The organism is Actinomadura rubteroloni, assembly GCF_002911665.1.
Lineage (GTDB): Bacteria > Actinomycetota > Actinomycetes > Streptosporangiales > Streptosporangiaceae > Spirillospora > Spirillospora rubteroloni.
Genome location: NZ_MTBP01000002.1, coordinates 473,223 through 495,586, shown reverse-complemented (window position 1 = coordinate 495,586; position 22,364 = coordinate 473,223). Strand labels below are relative to the sequence as shown.

23 protein-coding genes are annotated in these 22,364 nt (G+C 75.5%); 17 read left to right on the top strand and 6 right to left on the bottom strand.

The genetic code is table 11. From position 1 onward, the window contains the following. Positions 1-25 precede the first annotated feature (25 nt). Positions 26-817, top strand: a complete 792-nt coding sequence (locus BTM25_RS13730; protein WP_103563298.1) for a hypothetical protein — start codon at positions 26-28, stop codon at positions 815-817. A 210-nt stretch (positions 818-1,027) separates the two neighbouring features. Here the strand turns inward: BTM25_RS13730 and BTM25_RS13725 are convergent, their stop codons facing one another. Further along, entirely contained in the window at positions 1,028-2,212 is a 1,185-nt protein-coding gene (locus BTM25_RS13725; RefSeq protein WP_103563297.1) for an MFS transporter, read from the bottom strand. Between the two features lie 68 nt (positions 2,213-2,280). Between BTM25_RS13725 and BTM25_RS13720 the strand changes: the two genes are divergently transcribed. Continuing rightward, positions 2,281-2,916 carry a TetR/AcrR family transcriptional regulator gene (locus BTM25_RS13720; protein WP_103563296.1) on the top strand — a complete coding sequence of 212 codons (636 nt, stop codon included), beginning with the start codon at positions 2,281-2,283 and terminating at the stop codon, positions 2,914-2,916. 2 nt (positions 2,917-2,918) lie between these two features. Beyond that, positions 2,919-3,572, top strand: coding sequence for an NAD(P)H-binding protein (locus tag BTM25_RS13715; protein ID WP_103563295.1), 654 nt, complete (start codon positions 2,919-2,921; stop codon positions 3,570-3,572). On the opposite strand, the gene BTM25_RS13710 is transcribed toward BTM25_RS13715, so the two are convergent. Further along, complete coding sequence (locus tag BTM25_RS13710; RefSeq protein ID WP_103563294.1) at positions 3,569-5,356, bottom strand: AMP-dependent synthetase/ligase; 1,788 nt, start codon at positions 5,354-5,356, stop codon at positions 3,569-3,571. The genes BTM25_RS13715 and BTM25_RS13710 overlap by 4 nt on opposite strands. Before the next feature lie 193 nt (positions 5,357-5,549). Between BTM25_RS13710 and BTM25_RS13705 the strand changes: the two genes are divergently transcribed. From BTM25_RS13705 to BTM25_RS13680, 5 genes are all read left to right on the top strand, one after another. Further along, positions 5,550-6,248 carry a copper homeostasis protein CutC gene (locus BTM25_RS13705; RefSeq protein ID WP_103563293.1) on the top strand — a complete coding sequence of 233 codons (699 nt, stop codon included), beginning with the start codon at positions 5,550-5,552 and terminating at the stop codon, positions 6,246-6,248. 33 nt (positions 6,249-6,281) lie between these two features. Continuing rightward, on the top strand, positions 6,282-7,049 hold the full coding sequence (locus BTM25_RS13700) for a metallophosphoesterase family protein (protein WP_103563292.1): 768 nt from the start codon (positions 6,282-6,284) through the stop codon (positions 7,047-7,049). 46 nt (positions 7,050-7,095) lie between these two features. Beyond that, positions 7,096-7,533 (top strand): SRPBCC family protein, encoded by a 438-nt coding sequence (locus BTM25_RS13695; RefSeq protein ID WP_103563291.1) that lies wholly within the window; start codon positions 7,096-7,098, stop codon positions 7,531-7,533. 489 nt (positions 7,534-8,022) lie between these two features. Further along, positions 8,023-8,967: an ROK family glucokinase gene (locus BTM25_RS13685; protein ID WP_103563289.1), complete on the top strand. Its 945-nt coding sequence runs from the start codon at positions 8,023-8,025 to the stop codon at positions 8,965-8,967. Positions 8,968-8,972: 5 nt separating this feature from the next. Continuing rightward, positions 8,973-9,692: an endonuclease/exonuclease/phosphatase family protein gene (locus tag BTM25_RS13680; protein ID WP_103563288.1), complete on the top strand. Its 720-nt coding sequence runs from the start codon at positions 8,973-8,975 to the stop codon at positions 9,690-9,692. Here the strand turns inward: BTM25_RS13680 and BTM25_RS13675 are convergent. Next, the gene (locus tag BTM25_RS13675; protein WP_103563287.1) at positions 9,689-10,504 is read right to left on the bottom strand and encodes a hypothetical protein; all 816 of its coding nucleotides are present in this window, start codon (positions 10,502-10,504) and stop codon (positions 9,689-9,691) included. The two genes, BTM25_RS13680 and BTM25_RS13675, sit on opposite strands and share 4 nt — an antisense overlap. A 318-nt stretch (positions 10,505-10,822) precedes the next feature. On the opposite strand from BTM25_RS13675, the gene BTM25_RS13670 reads away from it, so the two are divergent. The 5 genes from BTM25_RS13670 (at position 10,823) to thiI (ending at position 15,885) form a co-directional block, all read left to right on the top strand. Continuing rightward, positions 10,823-11,539 carry a lysophospholipid acyltransferase family protein gene (locus BTM25_RS13670; protein ID WP_103563286.1) on the top strand — a complete coding sequence of 239 codons (717 nt, stop codon included), beginning with the start codon at positions 10,823-10,825 and terminating at the stop codon, positions 11,537-11,539. Next, positions 11,526-12,704: a MacS family sensor histidine kinase gene (gene macS / locus BTM25_RS13665; protein WP_103563285.1), complete on the top strand. Its 1,179-nt coding sequence runs from the start codon at positions 11,526-11,528 to the stop codon at positions 12,702-12,704. Before BTM25_RS13670 ends, macS begins: the two co-directional genes overlap by 14 nt. A gap of 29 nt (positions 12,705-12,733) precedes the next feature. Beyond that, the gene (locus BTM25_RS13660) at positions 12,734-13,372 is read left to right on the top strand and encodes a response regulator (protein ID WP_103564620.1); all 639 of its coding nucleotides are present in this window, start codon (positions 12,734-12,736) and stop codon (positions 13,370-13,372) included. Positions 13,373-13,502: 130 nt separating this feature from the next. Continuing rightward, complete coding sequence (locus BTM25_RS13655; protein ID WP_103563284.1) at positions 13,503-14,528, top strand: 6-phosphofructokinase; 1,026 nt, start codon at positions 13,503-13,505, stop codon at positions 14,526-14,528. A gap of 118 nt (positions 14,529-14,646) precedes the next feature. Continuing rightward, on the top strand, positions 14,647-15,885 hold the full coding sequence (gene thiI, locus BTM25_RS13650) for a tRNA uracil 4-sulfurtransferase ThiI (RefSeq protein ID WP_103563283.1): 1,239 nt from the start codon (positions 14,647-14,649) through the stop codon (positions 15,883-15,885). Here the strand turns inward: thiI and BTM25_RS13645 are convergent. The 3 genes from BTM25_RS13645 to aroF all read right to left on the bottom strand — a co-directional run bounded on the left by BTM25_RS13645 (position 15,882) and on the right by aroF (position 18,996). Further along, positions 15,882-16,775: a DUF5954 family protein gene (locus BTM25_RS13645; protein WP_146059056.1), complete on the bottom strand. Its 894-nt coding sequence runs from the start codon at positions 16,773-16,775 to the stop codon at positions 15,882-15,884. The two genes, thiI and BTM25_RS13645, sit on opposite strands and share 4 nt — an antisense overlap. 41 nt (positions 16,776-16,816) lie before the next feature. Next, entirely contained in the window at positions 16,817-17,740 is a 924-nt protein-coding gene (locus tag BTM25_RS13640) for a DMT family transporter (protein ID WP_103563281.1), read from the bottom strand. Positions 17,741-17,955: 215 nt separating this feature from the next. Then, complete coding sequence (gene aroF, locus BTM25_RS13635; RefSeq protein WP_103563280.1) at positions 17,956-18,996, bottom strand: 3-deoxy-7-phosphoheptulonate synthase; 1,041 nt, start codon at positions 18,994-18,996, stop codon at positions 17,956-17,958. 276 nt (positions 18,997-19,272) lie between these two features. Between aroF and BTM25_RS13630 the strand changes: the two genes are divergently transcribed. The 4 genes from BTM25_RS13630 to BTM25_RS13615 all read left to right on the top strand — a co-directional run bounded on the left by BTM25_RS13630 (position 19,273) and on the right by BTM25_RS13615 (position 22,363). Then, positions 19,273-19,923, top strand: a complete 651-nt coding sequence (locus BTM25_RS13630; RefSeq protein WP_103564619.1) for a sulfite oxidase-like oxidoreductase — start codon at positions 19,273-19,275, stop codon at positions 19,921-19,923. A 60-nt stretch (positions 19,924-19,983) separates the two neighbouring features. Beyond that, positions 19,984-21,246 carry a histidine kinase gene (locus tag BTM25_RS13625; RefSeq protein WP_103563279.1) on the top strand — a complete coding sequence of 421 codons (1,263 nt, stop codon included), beginning with the start codon at positions 19,984-19,986 and terminating at the stop codon, positions 21,244-21,246. Positions 21,247-21,312: 66 nt separating this feature from the next. Continuing rightward, positions 21,313-22,080 carry a LytR/AlgR family response regulator transcription factor gene (locus BTM25_RS13620; protein ID WP_103563278.1) on the top strand — a complete coding sequence of 256 codons (768 nt, stop codon included), beginning with the start codon at positions 21,313-21,315 and terminating at the stop codon, positions 22,078-22,080. Next, positions 22,073-22,363, top strand: coding sequence for a hypothetical protein (locus tag BTM25_RS13615; RefSeq protein ID WP_103563277.1), 291 nt, complete (start codon positions 22,073-22,075; stop codon positions 22,361-22,363). The genes BTM25_RS13620 and BTM25_RS13615 overlap by 8 nt, the downstream gene beginning before the upstream one ends. Position 22,364 lies beyond the last annotated feature (1 nt).

Here is a 22,364-nt window from a genome sequence, read left to right as displayed (position 1 = left end):
CCGCACGGGTGGCAGGATGCGAGGCATGGCGGACGTCGAGGACATGTGGCGGCCGGTCGCCGGCGAGGCGGTCGGCTGGCTCGCGGAGATGGATCCGGAGCACTGCTACTCGGGGTTCGAGCCCCCGGGACGGCCCGATTCCGTCTGGCTGCTGCACGCGATGTACGTGTGGCGCGACGGCCTGGTGACGACGACCCACGACGACGTCTACCGCTCGGTCCGCGCGGCGGGCCTGGCCGGAGCCGACGGCGCCGAGGCCGAGGTCGGCGAGCTGCTGGAGGACGCCGTCGTCACCGGCAGCAGGCTCGGCCGCAGCGGGCACCCCGGGCCGGGCTGGCGGCGGCTGCGCTGGTCGGAGCTGGCGGCGGGGTTCGGCGGCCCGGTCGTCCCGGACGGCGAGTACCCGGGCCACCGCTGCCTGCGCCAGGCGCACCCGACCGGGAGCTGGTCGGCGGCCGTGGAACCGCCCGCCGAGGGCTGCCTGGACCGGGAGGGCTGGCGGCGGCTGACCGGCGTCCTCGCCCGGCACAGCCCGGACGGCCCCGACACACGCTGCCTGGCCTACTACTGCCCGCTCGTCACCGCCGACTGGGACCGGGAGACCGTGTACGCCGGACGGGTCGCCGACGCGGCGGACCTGTACGACCATCCGGCGATGACGAGCTGCCCGTCCAACCTGTGGGCGGCGGACCGCTCCTGGGTCGTCTACTGCGACTGGGACCTGTGGGGCACGAAGATCGTCGGCCCTCGCGCGCTCATCGAGGACCTGCTCGCCGATCCCGAGCTGGAGGCGCTGCGCCTGCCCTGGACGGTCTGACGGCCGAGCCGTGTCCGGCGTCCGAGACGCCGGACACGGCTTCCGCGGACCGGTCCGGCGCAGGGCGGGGTCTGCGGGGAGCCGGATCGGGCCGGCCCGTGACCGTCGTTCGGGCGGCCGGGGAGCCCGGCTCCGTCGGCCGGTCCGGTTCCGACGCTAGGCCCGGTCCGCGCGGACTCCGGCGCTCTTAAGGCCCCGTTAAGGACATCATCAGGCGCTGTTGAGCCCCCGCCGTGCGGCGCGCACGAGCCCGGCCGCGACGGCGAGCAGCGCGGCGAGCGCGAGCGCGATGACGGCGAGGCCGCGGCCGGCGAGCGCGGCGGCGAGCTGCGGCCCCGCGCTGGCGCCGACGAACATCAGCGCGGTGAACAGGGAGATGGCCGGCGCCCGGTGCGCGCCCGCCCGGGACCCGATGAGGTCGATCATCCCGGGCGCGGTGACGCCGATCCCGGCGGTGACGGCCATGAGCAGCAGCGCGAGCACGGCCGTGCCGGGGGCGAGCAGGCCGATCAGGGCCGTCCCGGCGGCGGCCAGGAGCAGCGCGCCGGCCGTGCGGGCGACCGGGTCGAGCCGGGCGAGCCGGGGCGTCGCGAGCGGAACCGCGAGGATCACCGGCAGCGCGCTGGCGCGCAGGCCGAGCAGCCCGTCGGTGCCGGTGAGCTGGAGCGCGGTGTAGATCGCGACGAACGAGCCGAGCACGACCGGCACGGCGAGGTAGAGCATCCGCAGGCCGGGCGCGGCGAGCAGGCGCGGCATCGCCCGGTACGCGGCGGCGGGGGAGGCGCCGGGACGCGGGACGTCCGGGAGCAGGACCGCCCGCAGGGCCAGCGCGGCGACCGCGAACAGCGCGGTGCCGAGGCCGAAGAACGAGCGCCAGCCGAGCAGCGCGAGCATTCCCTGCGCCGTGAGCTGCCCGATGACGGCGGACGACAGGAACCCGGTGGTCATCGCGGTGACCGTCAGCAGGCGGCGGTGCGGGGCGACGCGCTCGCCGACGTAGGCCATCGCGACGGGCGGGAACGCGCCGATCGTGACGCCCTGGAGGACCCGCAGGACGAGCGCGGCGGCGAGCCCCGGCGCCAGCGCGACGAGCGCGGTGGTGACGGCCGTGGCGGCGACGCCCGCGACCATGACGCGGCGCTGGCCGAGGCGGTCCGAGAGCGGGCCGAACAGCAGGAACCCGGCCGCGTAGCCGAGGCCGAACGCGGTGACGAGCCAGGTGAGCGGGCCGGGCCGGGTGCCCCAGTCGTCGGCGGCGGCGCCGAACAGCGGGATCGCGCCGTAGAGCTGGGACGTGGCGAGCAGGGCGGTGGCGGACAGGACGGCGGCGGTGCGTCCGAACGGCGCGACGGCCGCCGGGCGGGAGGCGGGCCTGGGGGGCGCGGTGGTGGTCATGGCGGGAACGCTAGCCAACCAACCGGTTGGAAGTCAACCAACCGGTTGGAAGCGCTACACTCGGCCGCATGCCGAAGCAGACCGATCCGCCGCTCACCGGAGCCGCCGCCACCCGCGCCGCGCTGCTCGCCGCCGCCCGCGCGGAGTTCGCCGAGCACGGCGTCGCCGGCGCCCGCGTCGACCGGATCGCCGCCCGCGCGGGCGTCAACAAGGAGCGGATCTACGGCTACTTCGGCAACAAGGAGAAGCTGTTCGACGCCGTCATGGAGATCGCGCTGGACGAGGTCGCCGAGGTCGTGGCCTCGCCCGGCGACGACCCCGTCGAGTACGTCGGCGGCATGTTCGACGTGTACCTGCGGCGTCCCGACCTCGTCCGGCTGCTGATGTGGGAGTCGCTGCACCACCGCGACGGGTCGCTGCCCGAGCAGCGCTGGCGCGAGGAGCGCTGCCGCGTCAAGGCCGACGAGATCGCCGCGCGGCTCGGCCGGGAGCCGTCCCGGGCGGACGCGCGGCTGCTCCTGACGCTGAAGGGCCTCGCGCTGCTGCCGCTCGCCCTGCCCCGGCTCGCCGAGCTGATGGGCCTCGGCCTGGACGACCCCGAAGAGCTGGCCGCGATGCGCGACCACGTCACCGCGTTCGCCCGCGCGGCCCTCGCCGCCCCGCCCGCCTCCGGGGACGCCGCGGGCGGGTCCGTAGGATCGTGACCATGGACATCGTGATCGCGGGCGGGCACGGGAAGATCGCGCTGCGGCTGGCGCGGCTGCTGACCGCCCGGGGCGACGCCGTGCGCAGCCTGATCCGCAACCCCGACCACGCCGAGGACGTCGCCGCGACCGGCGCCGAGGCCGTCGTCGCGGACCTGGAGACGACTCCGGCCGACGAGCTGGCAGAGCGCATCGCGGGCGCCGACGCCGCCGTCTTCGCCGCCGGGGGCGGTCCGGGCAGCGGAGTCGCGCGCAAGGACACCGTGGACCGGGGCGCCGCCGTCCTGCTCGCCGAGGCGGCCGAGAGCGCCGGGGTGCCGCGGCTCGTCCAGATCTCCGCCATGGGCGTGGACCGGGCGCCGTCCCCGTCCGCGGGCGACCAGTGGGCCGCCTACGTCGCCGCCAAGCACGCCGCCGAGGTGGACCTGCGCTCCCGCGACCTGGACTGGGTGATCGTCCGTCCGGGCCGGCTCACCGACGACCCCGGCACCGGCCGCGTCACGCTCGCCGACCCGGACGCGGGACGCGGTGACGTGACGCGCGACGACGTGGCCGCCGTCGTCGCCGCGCTGCTCCCGTCACCCGTCCGCCACCGCACGCTTGACCTGCTCGGCGGCGAGACCTCGATCGAGGAAGCCGTGTCGGCCCTGGGCTAGCCGTAGATCGACTCGATCTCGTCGGCGAAGTCCTTCATGACGGCGTGGCGGCGGACCTTGAGGCTCGGGGTCATGTGGCCCGCCTCCTCGCTGAAGTCGACGCCGAGGATCCGGTACTTCTTGATCGCCTCGGCGTGCGAGACGGACTTGTTGGCGTCGGCGACGGCGGCGTCGATCGCGGCGACGACGTCCGGGTCGGCGCGCAGTTCGGCGACGGTCATCGCGGCGGGCTTGCCGTGGCGCTCCTTCCACGGGCCGAGCGCCTCCTCGTCCAGCGTGATCAGCGCGCTGATGAACTTGCGGCCGTCGCCGACGACGAGGCACTGGCTGATCAGCGGGTGGGCGCGCAGGCGGTCCTCCAGGGGCGCGGGCGCGACGTTCTTGCCCGCCGCCGTGACGAGGATCTCCTTCTTGCGGCCGGTGATCCGCAGGTAGCCGTCGTCGTCGAGGGCGCCGAGGTCGCCGGTGCGGAACCAGCCGTCCTCGACGGCCTCCTTGGTCGCGGTCTCGTTGTTCCAGTAGCCCTTGAGCGTGTTGACGCCCCGGACCAGGACCTCGCCGTCGTCGGCGATCCGGATCGTCACGCCGGGGATGGCCTGGCCGACGGTCCCGATCCGCAGCGCGCTCGGACGGTTCACCGTCGCGGGCGCGGTCGTCTCGGTGAGGCCGTAGCCCTCCAGGATCGTGATGCCGACGCCCCGGAAGAAGTGCCCGAGCCGCTCGCCGAGCGCCGCGCCGCCCGACACCGCGTACTGGACGCGCCCGCCGACGGCCGCGCGCAGCTTGCCGTAGACGAGCACGTCGAACACCTTGTGCCTGGCGCGCAGCGCGAGCCCCGGACGGCCGTCCTGGAGCGCCCGGCTGTAGGCGATCGCGGTCTCGGCGGCGGCGTGGAAGATCTTGCCCTTGCCGTCGGCGGCGGCCTTCTGCTCGGCGCCGTTGTAGACCTTCTCGAACACGCGGGGGACGGCGAGCAGGAACGTCGGCCGGAAGGACGCGAGGTCGGGCAGCAGGCTCGGGATGTCGCTGTGGGCGAGGACGATCCCCGCCTCGATCGTCGCGACCTCGATCAGCCGCGCGAACACGTGCGCGAGCGGCAGGAACAGCAGCGTCGAGCTGCCCGCGACGGCGACCTCGGCCATCGCGCCCTGGATGGCGTTCCGGGACGTCGCGACCAGGTTGCCGTGCGTCAGCTCACAGCCCTTGGGACGGCCCGTGGTGCCCGAGGTGTAGACGAGCGTGGCCACGTCGTCGTAGGCGGGAACGCGGCGGCGCTCCTCGACGGCCGCGTCGGCGACGTCCGCCCCGGACGTCGTCACGTCGGCGAGGTCGCCCGCGTCGATCGTCCAGACGTGCTCCAGGCCCGGCAGCCGGTCACTGGCCTGCGCGACGGTCGCGCGGTGCTGCTCGGTCTCGGTGAACACCGCGCGGGCGCCGGAGTCGCCGAGGATCCACTCGACCTGCTCGGCCGAGGACGTCTCGTAGATCGGGACGACGACCGCGCCGGCCGTCCAGATCGCGTAGTCCAGGACCGTCCACTCGTAGCGGGTGCGCGACATCAGGCCGACCCGGTCGCCGGGCTCGATCCCGGCCGCGATCAGGCCCTTGGCCACACCGGTGATCTCGGCGGCGAACTCGCGCGCGGTGACGGCGCTCCAGCCGGTCGCGGTCCGGCGGCGCAGCACGATCGCGCCGGGTGTCGCGGCGGCCCGCGCGAACGGCGAGTCGGTCAGGTTGGTGGTGCCGGGCACCTCCGCCAGGGCGGGGACGCTGAACTCGCGCACGGCCACTCCTCAAGGATTTGTCACTGCGGGGCGGGGAAGACGGTACCGGTTCCTCACTCGCCGATGGTACCCGCGAGTAGCAAGCAGTCCGCGCGGCGCTTAACGGAGCGGCAAAGTCACGTCCGGCCTCCCCGGTCCGGAAGATCGGCTCGCCTACCCTCGTCCCGGTGGAGCCGGACGCCGGGGAGGGGCCGTGCTGGAAGTGCTCGCCCTCACACCGGACGACGCGCGGGCCGCGCAGGACGGCGGCGCGGACCGGATCGAGGTCGCGGCCGACCTGGTCACCGGGGGCCTGACCCCCGACCCCGACGTCGTCGCGCGCATCCGGGACGCCACCGCGCTCCCGATCCGCGCCGTGCTCCGCGCCAACGCGGGCCTGCGCACGAGCCCGGCCGAGCTGGACCGGCTGCGCCGCGCCGCCGCGTCCCTGGCCGCCGCCGGGGCGGACGGGTTCGCGTTCGGCTTCCTCGGCGCGGACGGCCTGGTGGACGTCCCCGCCGTCACCGCCCTGGCCGCCGCCGTCGCGCCCCGGCCGTGGACGTTCCACCGCGTCGTCGACCACGCCGCCGACCCGGCCCGCGCCTGGGAGCAGGCGTGCGCGCTCGCCCGCCTGCCGGGGACCGCGCCGGACGCCGTCCGCACGGCGGGCTCGCCGCGCGGCGTGGACGCGGGCCTGCCAGTCCTCGCCCGCCGCGCCGCCGAGCGCCCGGCGGTGCCGGTCCTCGCGGGCGGCGGGCTGCGGCGGCGGCACGTCGCGGCGCTGGCCGCCGCCGGGGTCGCCGCGTTCCACGCCGGGACGGCCGTCCGCCGCGACGGCTCCCTGGACGCCCCGGCCGACGCCGCGCTGGTCGCCGAGTGGCGGGCGCTGGTCCGCGCGGCGACCGGCGGGTGAACCGGACGCCCGGACGCGCACTACATTCGATTCATGCGGATCCATGTGGTGAGCGACGTCCACGGGCGGGCCGACGCGCTCGCGCGCGCCGCCGACGGGGCCGACGCGCTCATCTGCCTCGGCGACCTCATCCTGTTCATCGACTACGACGACCACGCCCAGGGGATCTTCGCCGAGCTGTTCGGCCAGGACAACGCCGACCGGCTCATCGAGCTGCGCACCGGCAGGCGGTTCGCCGAGGCCCGCGACTTCTCCCGCGCGCTGTGGGAGTCGCTCGGCGGGGACGCCTGGCCGCACATCGAACGAGCCGTCCGCGAGCAGTACAAGCGGCTGTTCGAGGCCATGCCCGAGCCCGCCTACCTGACGTACGGGAACGTGGACGTCCCCGGTCTGTGGGCCGAGCACCTGCGGCCCGGCCACCACGTCCTGGACGGGCAGGTCGCCGAGATCGGCGGGCTGCGGTTCGGGTTCGTCGGCGGCGGGCTGCGCACCGAGTACCGCACCCCCTACGAGCTGGACGACGACGCCTACGCGGCCAAGGTCGAGGCGCTCGGCGCGGTGGACGTCCTCTGCACCCACATACCGCCGGACGTCCCGGACCTGCTGTACGACACCGTCGCGCGGCGGTTCGAGCGCGGCAGCCGGGCGCTGCTGGACTTCATCGAGCGGACGCAGCCGAGGTACGCGCTGTTCGGGCACGTCCACCAGCCGCTGGCCCGGCGGCGGCGGATCGGGCGGACCGAGTGCGTCAACGTCGGGCATTTCCGCGCCCGCGGGATGCCGTTCGCGCTCTCGGTGTGAAAGATAGGACCCCGGACAGGCGATGAGGCCGGAGGGACGGCAGGCAATGGCGGAGCGGACGAAGTCCACGACCCTGATCGACGCGGCGCCCGAGACGATCATGGCGGTGATCGCCGATCTCGGCGACTACCCGGCGTGGGCGAGCGGGATCCGGAGCGTCGAGATCGACGCCACCGGTGCGGACGGGCGGGCCGAGCGCGCCCGGCTCACCTTCGACGGCGGCCCGTTCAGCGACACGGTCGGGCTGGAGTACACCTGGGACGGCGACCGGTCGGTGACCTGGCGGCTCGTGGACTCGGGCACGGTCGTGACGGGCCTGCACGGCTCCTACACGCTCGCCCCGGCGGGCGGCGGCACCGAGGTCACCTACGAGCTGGCGGTGGACGTCCGGGTGCCGATGATCGGGATGGTGAAGCGCAAGGGCGAGAAGCGGATCATCGACTCGGCGCTGAAGGGGCTGAAGCGGCACATCGAGAGCGCATAGACCGCCGCGAGTAAGAGCTTCGTTACCGGCACGGGGCGATACCGTTTCGCGGCGTCGACACGTGGAAAATGTTCTGGTGACCGAGCAGCAGCCAGGCGACGTCCCCGGAGCGGCGGTGCGGCCCCTCCACGTCCTGCGGCGGCGGTGCGCGGGCGGCGCGAGCCGGCCCGCCCGTCGCCGGTGACGTGCGGAGCCCGGCCGCCGCCGGGGCGCCGCGCATCGCGACAGGGGCGTCCGCATGCCGATACTGCCCCGTGGCGCGCGGTGCCGCGCGGCGGACCGTCCGTGCGGCGGGCCGGTCGCGGCCGGTGGCGGCGCCGGGCGTCGCCACCGCGTTCGAGCGGACCCCGGGCGGTCGGGCGCCCGGTCCGGCGGAGCCTTCCTCGCGGACCGGACGGGGCGGCCCGCGTGCCGCCGCGCCCCGCGACGGCTCCCCGATCGGGTAGTGCGCCGATCCGCTGGGGAGAAGACAGTGGAGGAGGAGCGTCCATGGGCCTGACGATCGGTGTCGATGTCGGCGGAACGAAGGTGGCCGCGGGAGTGGTCGACGACGACGGCGCGATTGTGGAGAAGGTGCGGCGTCCGACCCCCTCCACCGACCCCGAGGAGACCGCGCACGTCATCGCCGAGGTGGTGGACCTCCTCGCGGGCAAGTACCCGGACGTGTCGGCGGTCGGGCTCGGGACCGCGGGGTTCGTCGACGAGGACCGTTCCACGGTGCTGTTCGCGCCGAACCTCGCCTGGCGCGACGAGCCGATCAAGAAGAAGGTCGAGGGCCTGGTCGGGCTCCCGGTCGTCGTGGAGAACGACGGCAACGCCACCGCCTGGGGCGAGTCCCGCTACGGCGCCGGACGCGGCCAGGACTTCATGGTCTGCATCACGCTCGGCACCGGCATCGGCGGCGGCATCATCGTGGACGGCGAGCTGAACCGGGGCCGGTTCGGCATCGGCGCGGAGTTCGGCCACTTCCGCGTCGTGCCCGACGGGCGCCGCTGCGGCTGCGGCAACCGGGGCTGCTGGGAGCAGTACGCGAGCGGGAACGCGCTCGTCCACGAGGCCCGCGACCTGGCACGGGTCGCGCCCGCGATGGCCGGCCGGCTGCTGGAACTCGGCGAGGGGAGCCCCGAGCGCATCCACGGTCCGCAGATCACCCAGGCGGCGCGGGAGGGCGACGCCGCCGCGCTGGAGTGCTTCAAGACCGTCGCGCAGTGGACCGGGCAGGGCCTCGCCGACCTCAGCGCCATCCTGGACCCGGGCGCGTTCGTCATCGGCGGCGGGCTGTCGGAGGCGGGGGACCTGCTGCTCGACCCCGTCCGGGACGCGTTCGGCGCGGCGCTCACCGGACGCGGGCACCGGCCGCTGCCCGACATCCGCATCGCCGAACTCGGGCCCGCCGCCGGGATCGTCGGCGCGGCGGACCTGGCCCGCATCTGACCGGCGTGCCGTCCGTCCGGGTCCTCGGCTACAACGTGCGGTCCCTGCGCGACGACCCCGAGGCCGTCGCGCGGGTGATCCGCGCCCTGGACCCGGACGTGGCATGCCTGCAGGAGGTCCCGCGCTTCGGCGACTGGTGGCTCCGGCGGCGGTGGCTGGCGCGGGCCTGCGGGATGCGGGTCGCCGCCGGGCGCCGGGCCTGCGGGCTCGCGGTGCTGGCGGCGCCGCGCGTCCGCCGCGTCGCCCGCGAGTTCCATCTGCTGACGCGCGTCCCCGGCCTGCACCGGCGCGGGCTGGCCGTCGCGGTGCTGGAGGCCGGCGGCGCGCGGTTCGCCGCCGCGAGCACCCACCTCGACCTGCGGCCCGAACCGCGTCTCGCGCACGTCCGGGAGGTCCTGCGGCTGCTGGACCGGGCGGCGGACGTCCACCACGCGCCCGTCGTGCTGTCCGGGGACGTCAACGAGGAGCCCGGCGGGCCGTCCTGGACGCTGCTGAGCGCGGACCTGCGCGACGCCCACGCCGTCGCCCCGGCGGGGGAGGGCGCGACGTTCCCGGCGCGCGACCCGCACCGGCGCATCGACGGGATCTTCGCCGCCGCGCCGTTCGGGATCACCGGCTGCGGCGTCCCCGGCGACCCGGCGCTCGCGCGCGACTACCCGCTCGCGACCGACCACCGTCCGGTTCTGGCCGACCTCACGCTGCCCGGTGAGACGCCGCCCGGTTAGACGACCGCGCCGCCGTCGGGGTCGCGCGGCTCGTCGCCCATCCGCAGCACGAGCGTCACGAACCCGCCGATGAACGCGGCCACCGCGAGGAACGCCGCCCAGCCGGGGACCTCCCAGTCCAGCAGGACGGTGACCAGCAGGTACAGCGGGCCGCCGACCAGCGCGATCCACGCGCCCTTGGTCACCGGGTCGGCCTGCGGCAGCGGCCCCGGATGCGGCGGGACGAAGTGGCCGTCGTCGTCGGCGGGCGGGAACTCCTCCTCGTCCTCGTCGGCGGGACCGAGCACGCGGGCGCGCGGGAGGCGGCCCGCGCGGTCGTCGCCGGGCGGGCCGGACGGCTCGCGCAGGTCCTCCTCGTCCGGCCAGGGCACCCGCTCGCCCTCGGGCACCTCGGCGTCGAAGCCCGCGACGATCTCGGCCCAGATGGCGTCCTCGTCGCGGACGGCCGCGCCGCCGACCTCGGGGTCGGGCTCGGGGTCGGGCGCGGCGGGCAGCGCCCCGGCGGGCTCGGGCGGCTCGGCGCCGCCCGCGTCGCGCAGCCGGGTCAGATGGACGCGCAGGACGCCCTCGGCGGTCGGTTTCATCGCGACGTCCACGAACAGCCGGTCCAGCGGTTCGCCGTCGCCGGGCTGGGGGGCGTCGGTTGCGACGTCCGGCAGGACCGGGCCGGCGTCGCCCGCGCCGCCGCCCGTCGCGTACGCCGCCACGCCCGCGTCGCGCAGCGCCGCCAGCATCGCGTCGGCCAGGTGCGGCGCGAGATCGACGAGCGGCGCGTAGGCGTCCGCGGTAAGTCCGTTGCCTCGGCGATTCACGGGGCCGGTTCCTCCGTCGATTCCGCGGCGACCGCCAGCACCGGCATGGTTCGGCCCTCCGCTCCGCACAGAAAAGATGTGTCCCACGGTATGCGCTGAGCCGCCCGGGACAACCCCCCGGGGCGACGAACCCATAGCCGCGTCCTTTCCGAGCCTACGTTCCCGCGCGGGCCGCCGGGACGGCGAACGCCGCGCGCTCGGGCGGAGGCCGTTGGGAGCGCCGGGACGGGGATGGGAAGATGTCCCCTCAACCCCCTGGCGCGAGGGGGCCGTGACGGTGTGCGCCGCGACCCCGGGCGGGCGGAGGAAGGTGTCGGAATGCTGTGGTTCTGGATCCTGCTGAGGATCGTCCTGTCGCCGATCCTGTACGTCGTGTGGCGGCCGAGGAACGCCGGGGTCCGCAACGTTCCGAAGCGCGGCCCGGCGCTGCTGGTGAGCAACCACCTGTCGTTCGCCGACCACTTCTTCGGCCCGCTCCCGGTGATGCGCCGGATCTTCTTCATCGGCAAGGCGGACTACTTCACCGGCGCGGGCGTGAAGGGCCTGCTCAGCAAGGCGTTCTTCACCGCCGTCGGCGTCGTCCCGGTCGACCGGACGGGCGGGAGCGCCGCCGAGGCCGCGCTGGACACGGGCCTGCGGATCCTGCGCGAGGGCAAGCTGCTCGGCATCTACCCCGAGGGCACCCGCGCCCCCGACAACCGGCTGTACCGGGGCAAGACGGGCGTGGCGCGGCTGGCGCTGAAGTCGCGGGTCCCGGTCGTCCCGATGGCGATGATCAACACGTTCGAGCTGATGCCGCCCGGCAGCCGGGCGCCCAAGGTCGGCGTGCGGCCGGGCGTCCGGTTCGGGAAGCCGCTCGACTTCTCGCGGTACTACGGCCAGGAGGACGACCGCGAGGTCCTGCGCAAGATCACCGACGAGATCATGCAGGCGATCCGCGCGCTGTCGGGCCAGGAGTACGTCGACCGGTACGCGGCGGAGGTCAAGGCGGAGCTGGAGGGCCGGACGCCGCGCCCCTCCGATGACGACGACTGACGCCCGCGCCCCGGGCGGGCTGGAGTCGGCCCTGTGGCGGGCCGTGGCGGTGTACCGGTGGCTGGCGCTGGCGTACGCGGCCGCGATGATCGTCCGGAACCAGGGCGAGTACGCGCGTCCGGCGGGCGGCTGGGCGGTGCTCGCGGTCATGGTCGTCTGGACGGCCGCCGCGACCGCCCTGTTCGCCGACGGACGGCGGCGCGGCCCGGCGCTGCTCGCCGCCGACATGGCCGTCGCGCTCGGCTGCCTGCTCGCCACCGCCTACGTCGAGACGTCCGCCGGGATCGCCGCCGGACGCCCCACCCTGCCGGTCTCCTGGGTCGCCGCCGCCGTGCTGGCGTGGGCCGTGCAGGGCGGACGGCGCTGGGGCGTCGCGGGCGCCGGGATCCTCGCGGCCGGGAACGCGCTGCTGCACGTCCTCGCCGGGTCCGAGGGCCCGCACGGCACCGCGATGTTCAACGGGATCGTGCTGCTGTTCCTCGCCGGGCTGGTCGTCGGGCACGTCGTCCGGCTCGCCCGCGAGGCCGAGGCGCGTCTGGCCCGCGCGGTCGAGCTGGAGGCGGCCACCCGCGAGCGGGAACGGCTCGCGCGCGGCATCCACGACTCGGTGCTCCAGGTCCTCGCGATGGTCCGCCGCCGGGGCGCCGAACTCGGCGGGGAGGCCGCCGGGCTCGGCCGCCTCGCCGGGGAGCAGGAGGCCGCGCTGCGCGCCCTCATCGGCGCCGCCGCGCCCGCCCCGCCCGCCGGGACCGCCGACCTCGGCGCGCTGCTCGCCGCGCACGGCTCCACGACCGTGTCCGTCGCGGCGCCCGCCACGCCGGTGCCGCTGCCCGCCGCCGTCGCCCGCGAGATCGACGCGGCCGTCGCCGCCGCGCTCGACAACGTCGCCCGGCACTGCGGGCCGTCCGCGCCCGCGTGGGTGCTGCTGGAGGACGACCCGGACGCCGTCGTCGTCAGCGTCCGCGACGACGGCCCCGGCATCGAGCCCGGCCGCCTGGACGCGGCGCAGGAGGCCGGACGGCTCGGCGTCGCCCAGTCGATCGTCGGCCGCGTCCGGGACCTCGGCGGGACGGTCGAGATCGCGTCGGCGCCCGGCGCCGGGACGGAGATCGAGATCAGCGTGCCCCGGCACGCCCGCGCTCGCGCCCGTAAGGTGGGGCCGTGACCGATCTGCCCCCCGGCCCGCTGCGCGTCATGGTCGTGGACGACCACCCGATGTGGCGCGACGCCGTCGCCCGCGACCTCGCCGAGGCCGGGCACGAGATCGCCGCGACGGCCGGGGAGGGCCGCGCGGCCGTCCGGATCGCCGCCGCCGCCCGTCCCGACGTCGCCGTCGTGGACCTCCAGCTCCCCGACATCAGCGGCGTCGAGGTGACGCGCCACCTGGTCGCCGCCGACCCGCCCGTCCGGGTGCTCGTGCTGTCGGCGAGCGGCGAGCAGCAGGACGTCCTGGACGCCGTCAAGGCCGGCGCCACCGGCTACCTGCTGAAGTCGGCGGGACGCGAGGAGTTCCTCGACGCCGTCCGCCGCACCGCCGCCGGCGACGCCGTCTTCACCCCCGGGCTCGCCGGGCTCGTCCTCGGCGAGTACCGCCGCCTGGCCGCCGCCCCCGCCGGGCCCGACGCCGACACGCCGCGCCTCACCGACCGCGAGACCGAGGTGCTGCGGCTCGTCGCCAAGGGGCTGAGCTACAAGCAGATCGCGGCGCGGCTCGTCCTGTCGCACCGGACCGTCCAGAACCACGTCCAGAACACGCTGCGCAAGCTGCAGCTCCACAACCGCGTCGAGCTGGTGCGGTACGCCATCGAACGCGGCCTGGACCAGGACGGCTGAACCGGCTCCCTACCGGCTCGTACTCCCTTCCCTTCACCCGTCCACGCACTATCGTCCAGGTGAGGGGCGGTGTGACGCGGACCACTTCGCACCGCGATGCGTAGGAGGGAGCACGGTGGCTGAAGAGGGAATGCGCGTCGGAGTGCTGACGGGAGGCGGGGACTGCCCCGGCCTGAACGCCGTCATCCGCGCCGTCGTGCGCAAGGGCGTCCAGGTCTTCGGATACGAGTTCGTCGGCTTCCGGTCCGGCTGGCGCGGCCCGCTGGAGGGCGACACGGTCGCGCTCGACGTGCCGGCCGTGCGCGGGATCCTGCCGCGCGGTGGAACGATCCTCGGCTCGTCCCGTACCAACCCGGTCAAGGTGGACGGCGGCATCGAGCGGATCAAGGACAATCTCGCCGGGCTCGGCGTGGACGCCCTGATCGCGATCGGCGGCGAGGACACGCTCGGCGTCGCCCAGCACCTGCACGAGAACGGCGTCCACGTCGTGGGCGTCCCGAAGACCATCGACAACGACCTCAACGCCACCGACTACACGTTCGGCTTCGACACGGCCGTCAACGTCGCCATGGAGGCCATCGACCGGCTCCACACCACTGCCGAGAGCCACCACCGCGCGCTGATCTGCGAGGTCATGGGCCGGCACGCGGGCTGGATCGCGCTGCACGCCGGGATGGCGGCGGGCGCGAACGTCATCCTCATCCCCGAGCGGCCGTTCGACATCGAGCAGGTCGTCGAGTACGTCGAGAGCCGGTTCCGCACCCGGTACGCGCCGATCATCGTCGTGTCCGAGGGCGCGCACCCGATCGACGGGCAGATGCAACTCCAGACCGGCGAGCTGGACGCGTTCGGGCACGTCCGGCTCGGCGGGATCGGGCAGCGCCTCGCCGACGAGATCGAGAAGCGCACCGGCAAGGAGGCCCGCGCGACCGTGCTCGGGCACATCCAGCGCGGCGGGACGCCGAGCGCGTTCGACCGCGTCCTCGCCACCCGGTTCGGGCTGTCGGCGATCGACGCCGTCCGGGAGGGCGCGTTCGGGACGATGGTCGCGCTGCGCGGCACCGACATCGTCCGGGTGGGGCTGGAGGAGGCGGTGAAGGAGCTGAAGACCGTCCCGCCGGAGCGGTACGCCGAGTCCGAGGTGTTCTTCGGCTGAGCGGCGGGTCCCCGCCGGGACACGCCCGGCGGGGAACATCCGCGCCGGTCGCGGCATTGGGGGAAGTGGGCCACACTGGACCCCGCCCCCTTTTCGGTTCGCGCTGGAGGATTCCCCCATGACGACGCTCGACACGGCGCCCGCCGACGCGGTGCGGGAGAACGCGCCGGTCGACGGTGAGCCGTGCGTCCTGATCAAGCTCGGCGAGGTCGTCCTCAAGGGCAAGAACCGCGAGCTGTTCGAGCGGCGCCTCGCCGACAACATCCGCGCGGCCGTCCGGCCGATCGCCCGGGTGGACGTGATCCGCAGGCACGGCGTGTTCATCGTCCGCACCAAGGACGCCGACGTCGCCACCGTCGACCGGCTCGCCGCCCGGATCGGCGACGTGATGGGCATCGTCTGGGCGCACCGCGCCTGGCGCGTCGGCAAGGACGTCGCGAGCGTCGAGCGCGCCGCGCTGGAGCTGATGGACGGCCTGACCGGCTCGTTCGCCGTCCGCTCGCGGCGGCGCGACAAGCGGTTCCCGATGACGTCCACCGAGCTGGACCGCCACGTCGGCGGGCAGCTCGCCGACGCCTACGGCCAGCCGGTCCGGCTCAAGAACCCCGACCACACGCTGTCCATCGAGGTCGACCGGGACGAGGTGTTCGTCTTCTCCGGCGGGCTGCCCGGCCAGGGCGGGCTCCCGGTGGGCATGAGCGGGCGCGCGCTCGTCCTGATGTCGGGCGGCATCGACTCGCCGGTCGCCGCGTACCGGATGATGCGGCGCGGCCTGCGGGTCGACTACCTGCACTTCTCCGGGATGCCGTTCACCGGGCCCGAGTCGATCTACAAGGCGTACGCGCTGGTCCGCGAGCTGGACAAGTTCCAGGGCGGCTCGCGGCTGTTCGTCGTGCCGTTCGGCAAGGCGCAGCAGCAGATCAAGTCGTCCGGCGCGGACCGGCTCGCGGTCATCGCGCAGCGGCGGCTGATGCTGCGCACCGGCGAGCTGCTCGCGCGGCGGCTCGGCGGCGGCGCGCTGATCACCGGGGACGCGCTCGGCCAGGTGTCCAGCCAGACGCTCGCCAACATCACCGCGCTGGACGACGCCGTGGAGCTGCCGATCCTGCGCCCGCTCGTCGGCATGGACAAGATCGAGATCATCGAGCAGGCGCGGCGGGTCCGCACCCTGGAGATCTCCGAGCTGCCCGACGAGGACTGCTGCACGATGCTCGCGCCGCGCCGCGCCGAGACCCGCGCCAAGATCGACGACCTGCGGCAGATCGAGAAGCGCCTGGACGTGGGCGAACTCGCTGAGCAGCTCGCCGCGTCGGTGCAGGAGCACCGGCCCGTCTACGGCGACGCGGGCACGGCCTAGCGCATCCGGGAGTCGGCCGGTCGCGGCGGTTCGGGGCCGTCGGGCCCCGCCAGCGCGACCCGTTCGATCCGGACGATCCGGAACCGCCGCCCGGCGGCCTCGATGCCGTTGCGGCGGCTGCCGTCGTCCAGCAGCGCGGCGGCGTAGGCGTACTCGGCGCGCGCGGTCGGGTCGGGCGCCTCAATCGCCGGGACGACGTGCCGGAAGTACGTCGCGAGGGCCGCCCGCGCCCGGCCGGGCAGGTCGTGCAGGCGTCCGCTCGGGTGCCAGCGGTCCGCGCGGCGCTCGGCGACGGTGAACATCGGGCCCAGCGCGACCGGCGTCCGGTACGCCCGGGACGGCTCGCGGCCCGCCCGCGTCAGCGCGGCGAGCAGCGGGCCGCGCAGGTCGTCGGCGCCGGGGTCGTCGCGCAGCACGTCCCACGGCCGCGCGGGCGGCACCGGGAACACCTCCGGACGCGGGTCGGGGTCGCTCGGCCGGGGCGGTTCGGGGCCGTCCGGGCCGGTCCGGACGAACTGCTCCACCCGGACGACCCGGAACCGCGACCCCGCCGCGCCGATCTCGTCGTCCGGCGCCGTGCGCAGGTGGCGGGCCGCCGCCAGGTACGCGGTCGCCTCCTCGTAGCTGAGCCCGAGGAGCGCGGCGCGGTCGGCGAGGACGTCGGCGAGCAGTTCGCGGGCGCCGCCGGGCAGCGGGTCGCACGCGCCGACGACGCGCCACCCGTCCCCGGTCCGCTCGGCGGGCGCGAACAGCGGCCCGACGGCGACCAGGTCCGGGTAGGCGACGGCGGCCCGGCACGCGTCGGCGAACCGCACCGCCGCGACGGGATCGAGGCGGTCGAGGTCGTCGGGGAACAGCCTGCCGCCGGCGTCGCCGTCGCCTGTGGTCATGCCGAGCATCATCCCCGCCGGGCGCGGGTTTGGCGAGTGGTTCAGACCAATTCCGGGCGGATTCGGCCATCGTCGCGCCGGCGCCGGACGGGTACCACCAGCACAACCAGGCCCGCTGCGAGCAGCGCCAGCCCGGCGAGCGCGAGCCCGCCGAGCCGTTCGCCGAGGACGGCGACGCCGAGCAGCGCCGCGACGGCCGGCTCGGCGAGCGTCAGCGTCGTCGCCGCGGCGGCCGGGGTGCCGCGCAGGCCCCGCGCGAACAGCGTGTACGCGACGGCGATCGTGATCAGCGACAGGTACGCGGTGATCGCCAGGCCCGTCCCCGACAACAGCCACGCCGGGCGCTGCACGGCGAGCGCGGGCAGCAGGACGAGCGCCGCGCCGCCGAACAGCACGCCGGTCACCGACCGGCCGTCGGCGCCCGCCCCGACCAGGCGGCTGATGATCGTCGTGTAGCCGGCGTAGACGAGCCCGCACAGCAGCGCGAGCGCGACTCCGCCCGGCTCGGCGCCCGCCCCGGCGCCCGCGCCGACGAGCAGCGCGCAGCCCGCGACGGCGCCCGCCGTGGACGCGTACCAGCGGCCCGTCAGCCCGTGCCGCTGGAACAGGCCCGCGAACGCGGGGGCGCTGCCGACCGCGACGACGGTCGCGACGGCGACGCCGGTCCGTCCGACGGCGGTGTAGTAGGCGGTCTGGTACCCGGCGGTGCACAGGACGCCGAGGACGAGCGTCGCCCGGGTCCGCCCGCCCCGGCGCAGCAGGGCGCCGAGCGCGGCGCGGCGCGAGCCGGTGGCGGCGACGGCGAGCAGCACCAGCCCGCCGAGCGCGACCCGCAGGGACGACACCGCGACCGGCGAGGTGGCGGCGGGCGCGAGCGTGGACACCGGCCCGGCCGTGCCCCACAGGCAGGCGGCGAGCAGGATTTCGGCGGTGCCTCGGGGCAGCGCGGACGTGCTTTGGGACATGTGGAGACCTGACTCCTGGACTCGAATCGGAAGGGTGATCCGTGTCCGGGGCGGGTCTCAGAGCAGGACTCGAAGGGCCGTCGGCGCGGGACCGCGCGAGGCCGAGGGGACCGCACCCCGGATCAGGAGTCCGGCGGTCCGCAGTTCGGAGTCCAGTAGGCCATGCCCCGACGATACCCGCGCCGCGCCGGTGGTCGGCGCGGCGCGGCGGCGCGTCAGGCCGGGACGGCGTCCGGGGCGGTCGTCAGCGTGCGGCCGACGACGGGCGGCAGCGTCCGCACGAGCTTGGCCAGCTCGCGCAGGTCGCCGTTCACGAGGGCCTGCGGGCCGTCGCACAGCGCGGTCTCCGGGTGCGGGTGGACGTCGATGATCACGCCGTCCGCGCCGACCGCGATGGCCGCCCGGGTCAGCGGGAGCACGAGGTCGCGGCTGCCGCCCGAGTGCGACGGGTCCACGATCACCGGCAGGTGCCCGAGCCGCTGCGCGACCGGGACGGCGGAGATGTCGAGGGTGTTGCGGGTGGCCTTCTCGAACGTCCGGATGCCGCGCTCGCACAGGACGATGTCGAGGTTGCCGCGCTGCGCGACGTACTCGGCGGCCATCAGCCACTCCTCGATCGTGCCGTTCATCCCGCGCTTCAGCATGACCGGCTTGCCGGACTCGCCCGCCGCCTGGAGCAGCGCGAAGTTCTGCGCGTTGCGGGTGCCGATCTGGAGCATGTCGGCGTAGGACGCGACGAGTTCGACGTCCGCGGCGTCCACGACCTCGGTCACCACCGGCATCCCGGTCTCGGCGCGGACGTCGGCGAGGATCTTCAGCCCGGCCGCGCCGAGGCCCTGGAACGCGTACGGCGACGTCCGGGGCTTGAACGCGCCGCCGCGCAGCAGCGTCGCGCCCGCCGCCTGCGCCATCTGCGCGGCGGCCAGGGTCTGCTCGGGCGTCTCGACCGCGCACGGGCCGGCGATCAGCGTCATCGTGCCGGGGCCGATCGGGACGCCGCCCACCCGCACGACCGTCCGCTCGGCGTGGTGCTCGCGGCTGACCAGCTTGTACGGCGCGGAGATCCGGACGACGTCGGCGACGCCGCGCTGGCCGCGCAGGTTGAGCGTGCCGAACCGGGTCACGTCACCGACCAGCCCGACGATGGTGCGTTCCACGCCCCGGCTGACGAAGGCGTCCCCGCCCGCCCGCTCGACGAGCGCGACGACGCCCTGGATGTCTGCCTCGGTGGCCCCCGGGGCCATGACGACGACCATGCTGGTTCCTCTTCTCTGCGCACGCCGGTGCGGCGGGCGCGGGGTGGGTGCCGGGGGGCGGTCCCGGAACGACGAGAGCCCCGGGCCGCGTGGCCCGGGGCTCTCGCCTGGTGGTCTGTCAGCGCGACGTCTGGCAGACCAGCCCTCCGGACCGGTCGTACCAAAAGAAATAGCTCACGTCGCGCATGCGGCTCAGCGTAGCCGATCACGAAGGGACCGGGGGACCGGGGGCCGAATATGGCTCAGCTCACCCCGGATGGCAGGATGGCGCGCGACATGGCGCCCTCCGATGAGCCCTCCAGCGACGGACCGAGCGACGGGTCCGGCGGCGAGCCCGAACGGCTTCCGCCCGGCCAGTACGTCCCGCGCGGCTTTCCCGTCCTGCACTACGGCCCGGTGCCGAAGTTCCGGCCGGACGTCTGGGACCTGCGGGTCTTCGGCGCCACCGCGACCGGCGGGCAGTACGCCTGGACGTGGGAGCAGTTCGACGCCCTGCCGCGCACGACCGTCGTCGCCGACTTCCACTGCGTCACCAAGTTCACGATCCCCGACAACCGCTGGGACGGGATCCCGGGCACCGCGCTCGCCGAGATGGCGCCCCCGCACCCGGACGTCACGCACGTCATGGTGTGGGCGGAGTACGGCTACAGCGCCAACGTCCGCATGAGCGACTTCCTCGACGCGGGCACGCTGCTCGCCACCCACCGCGACGGGGAGCGGCTGACCGCCGACCACGGCTTCCCGGTCCGGCTCGTCGTGCCGCGCCTGTACGCGTGGAAGAGCGTCAAGTGGGTGCGCGCCGTCGAGTACATGATCGGGGACCGGCGCGGCTTCTGGGAGGAGCGCGGGTACCACAACGTCGGCGACCCGTGGGCTGAGCAGCGCTACTCCTACCAGGAGGATCCGGGCGACTCTCCGCCGCCCTGAGCCCGGTGCGCGGCGAGATCGCCTGCGAAGCCGGGTCCGGTGGGGTTACGGTCGGTCCTCATGGTCGCACCGTCCGTCCTCGACTTCGCCGGGTACGGCGCCGCGCTGCTCGGCGGCGGCGCGCTCGGCCGGTGCGCGCTGCGCCGGACCGCCCGCAGGCCCCCCGTCCCGGCGCCCGACGACGCCACCGCCGCCGCGCTGCACACGCTGCTGCGCGCCGCGCCGCCGCTGCGCGCCGGGCTGACCCGGGCGTCGGCGCGGCGGGCCGCCCGGCCGCTGCGGCACCTGCTCGGCGCAGAAGCCGTCGCGATCGTCGGCGCGCGGCCCGACGGCGACGCCGAGCCCGACGACGGCGACGGCGGCGGCCCGGACGGCGGACGGCTGCTGGTCTGGGACGGCACGGGCGCCCACCTGCACGCGGGCGAGGCCTTGGCGGACGCGCTGCCGGTGCTCGGGTCGGGCCGGCCGCGCGTCCTGCCGCCCGAGGCGCTGGACTGCGACGTCCCGCTCTGCCGGATCCGCGTCGGCGTCATCGCCCCGATCGCGGTGGACGGCCGGGTCGCGGGCGCGCTCGCCGTCTACGGCCGGACGGCGGCGCCCGGCCGGGTGCGGGCCGTCGGCGAGGTCGCGCGCTGGCTCGGCAACCAGCTCGAACTCGCCGACCTCGACCTCGCGCGGACGCGCGCCGCCGAGGCCGAGATGCGGGCGCTGCGGGCGCAGATCTCGCCGCACTTCGTCTACAACTCGCTGACGACGATCGCCTCGTTCGTCCGGACCGATCCCGAGCGGGCGCGCGAGCTGCTGGTGGACTTCGCCGACTTCGCCCGCTACTCGTTCCGCAACCCGCGCGACTTCACGACGCTGGCCGACGAACTGCGCTCCATCGACCGGTACCTGCTGCTGGAGCGGGCGCGGTTCGGGGAGCGGCTGCACTTCACGGTCGAGGTCGCGCCGGAGGTGCTGCCGGTGGAGGTGCCGTTCCTGTCGCTGCAACCGCTGGTGGAGAACGCGATCCGGCACGGGATGCACGGGGCGTCCGGGGCCGTCCACATCGAGATCGTCGCCCGCGACGCCGGGTCGGAGGCCGCGATCACGGTCGAGGACGACGGCGTCGGCATGGAGCCGGGACGGCTTCGCGAGATCCTCGCCGGCGGGACGCGCGAGCGCGGCGGCGGGGGCGGCATCGGCCTCGCGAACGTGGACGAGCGGCTCCGCCAGGTCTACGGCGACGAGTACGGTCTCGTCGTCGAGACGGCCCGGGGCGCGGGCACGCGGGTGCGGCTGCGCGTGCCGAAGTTCCGCCCGGCGATCTTTCCCGGCTGAGGCGATCCGACCGCTTACGTGGTGGAACCGATTGCGAACGGAACGTGATCGGTGCAATCTCTTCCCATGCTGCGCGTCCTGGCCGTCGACGACGAGGTCCCCGCTCTGGAGGAGCTGACGTACCTGCTCCGCGACGACCCGCGCGTCGGCGACGTCACCGGGGCGAGCGAGGCGGCGGCGGCGCTGCGCGGGCTCAGCCGGATGCTCGCGGCGGGGGAGCGGCTGGACGCGGTGTTCCTCGACGTCCGGATGCCGGGCCTGGACGGGCTGGACTTCAGCCGCCTGCTCACCGGGTTCGCCGACCCGCCGAAGGTCGTGTTCGTGACCGCGCACGACGACTTCGCCGTCACCGCCTACGAACTCGGCGCGGTGGACTACCTGCTCAAGCCCGTCCGGCCGGAGCGGCTGGCCGAGGCGGTGCGGCGGGTCGCCGACGCGGTCGGCGCCGCGGACGGGCCGCCGGGCGAGGACGACGACGAGCTGATCCCGGTCGACCTCGGCGGCCGGACGCGCCTGGTGCCCCGCAAGACCGTCACGCACGTCGTCGCGCACGGCGACTACGTGCGCCTTCACACCGCCGGGGCGCACTACCTCGTGCGGATGCCGCTGGCGTCGCTGGAGCGCCGCTGGGAGGAGGCCGGGTTCGTGCGCATCCACCGCAGCACGCTGGTGTCGTCCGCGCACATCACCGAGCTGCGGTTCGACGGCGGCCGGGCGCTCGTGCAGGTCGGGGACGAACTGCTGCCGGTCAGCCGCCGCCACACCCGCCAGGTCCGCGACCTGCTCGTGCGCGGGTTCCGCACCGCCGAGCCCGCCGGTGATCTGGATGGCTGAGCGGCGGACGGCGGTCCGGGCGCGTCCGGCGGCGCGGCCGGACGCGGCGGCGCTGGCCCGGCCGCTGATCCGCGCGCAGCTCCGGTCCGCGCTCGGCACGGCCGCGCTGGTGGTCGCGGTGCTGGCGGCGCTGCCGGTCGTCCGGACGCTCGGGAGCGGGGCCGTCCCGGCGTGGGCGCCGCTCGCGCTCGGCGCGCAGCCGGTGTGGATCCTCGCGGCGGCGCGGCAGCTCCGGCGGGCCGAGCGGATCGAGCGCGCGTTCCCGCGTCCGCCGCGCCGGTGAC

Coding starts and splice junctions, on each gene's coding strand:
- aroF (WP_103563280.1), bottom strand. CDS start 18,996: ATGGTCGTCGTCATGGCCCCGGGGGCCACCGAGGCAGACATCCAGGGC.
- BTM25_RS13625 (WP_103563279.1), top strand. CDS start 19,984: ATGGTCGCACCGTCCGTCCTCGACTTCGCCGGGTACGGCGCCGCGCTG.
- BTM25_RS13645 (WP_146059056.1), bottom strand. CDS start 16,775: ATGACCACAGGCGACGGCGACGCCGGCGGCAGGCTGTTCCCCGACGAC.
- BTM25_RS13700 (WP_103563292.1), top strand. CDS start 6,282: ATGCGGATCCATGTGGTGAGCGACGTCCACGGGCGGGCCGACGCGCTC.
- BTM25_RS13615 (WP_103563277.1), top strand. CDS start 22,073: ATGGCTGAGCGGCGGACGGCGGTCCGGGCGCGTCCGGCGGCGCGGCCG.
- thiI (WP_103563283.1), top strand. CDS start 14,647: ATGACGACGCTCGACACGGCGCCCGCCGACGCGGTGCGGGAGAACGCG.
- BTM25_RS13660 (WP_103564620.1), top strand. CDS start 12,734: ATGGTCGTGGACGACCACCCGATGTGGCGCGACGCCGTCGCCCGCGAC.
- BTM25_RS13640 (WP_103563281.1), bottom strand. CDS start 17,740: ATGTCCCAAAGCACGTCCGCGCTGCCCCGAGGCACCGCCGAAATCCTG.
- BTM25_RS13720 (WP_103563296.1), top strand. CDS start 2,281: ATGCCGAAGCAGACCGATCCGCCGCTCACCGGAGCCGCCGCCACCCGC.
- BTM25_RS13695 (WP_103563291.1), top strand. CDS start 7,096: ATGGCGGAGCGGACGAAGTCCACGACCCTGATCGACGCGGCGCCCGAG.
- macS (WP_103563285.1), top strand. CDS start 11,526: ATGACGACGACTGACGCCCGCGCCCCGGGCGGGCTGGAGTCGGCCCTG.
- BTM25_RS13670 (WP_103563286.1), top strand. CDS start 10,823: ATGCTGTGGTTCTGGATCCTGCTGAGGATCGTCCTGTCGCCGATCCTG.
- BTM25_RS13630 (WP_103564619.1), top strand. CDS start 19,273: ATGGCGCCCTCCGATGAGCCCTCCAGCGACGGACCGAGCGACGGGTCC.
- BTM25_RS13655 (WP_103563284.1), top strand. CDS start 13,503: ATGCGCGTCGGAGTGCTGACGGGAGGCGGGGACTGCCCCGGCCTGAAC.
- BTM25_RS13725 (WP_103563297.1), bottom strand. CDS start 2,212: ATGACCACCACCGCGCCCCCCAGGCCCGCCTCCCGCCCGGCGGCCGTC.
- BTM25_RS13730 (WP_103563298.1), top strand. CDS start 26: ATGGCGGACGTCGAGGACATGTGGCGGCCGGTCGCCGGCGAGGCGGTC.
- BTM25_RS13715 (WP_103563295.1), top strand. CDS start 2,919: ATGGACATCGTGATCGCGGGCGGGCACGGGAAGATCGCGCTGCGGCTG.
- BTM25_RS13685 (WP_103563289.1), top strand. CDS start 8,023: ATGGGCCTGACGATCGGTGTCGATGTCGGCGGAACGAAGGTGGCCGCG.
- BTM25_RS13620 (WP_103563278.1), top strand. CDS start 21,313: ATGCTGCGCGTCCTGGCCGTCGACGACGAGGTCCCCGCTCTGGAGGAG.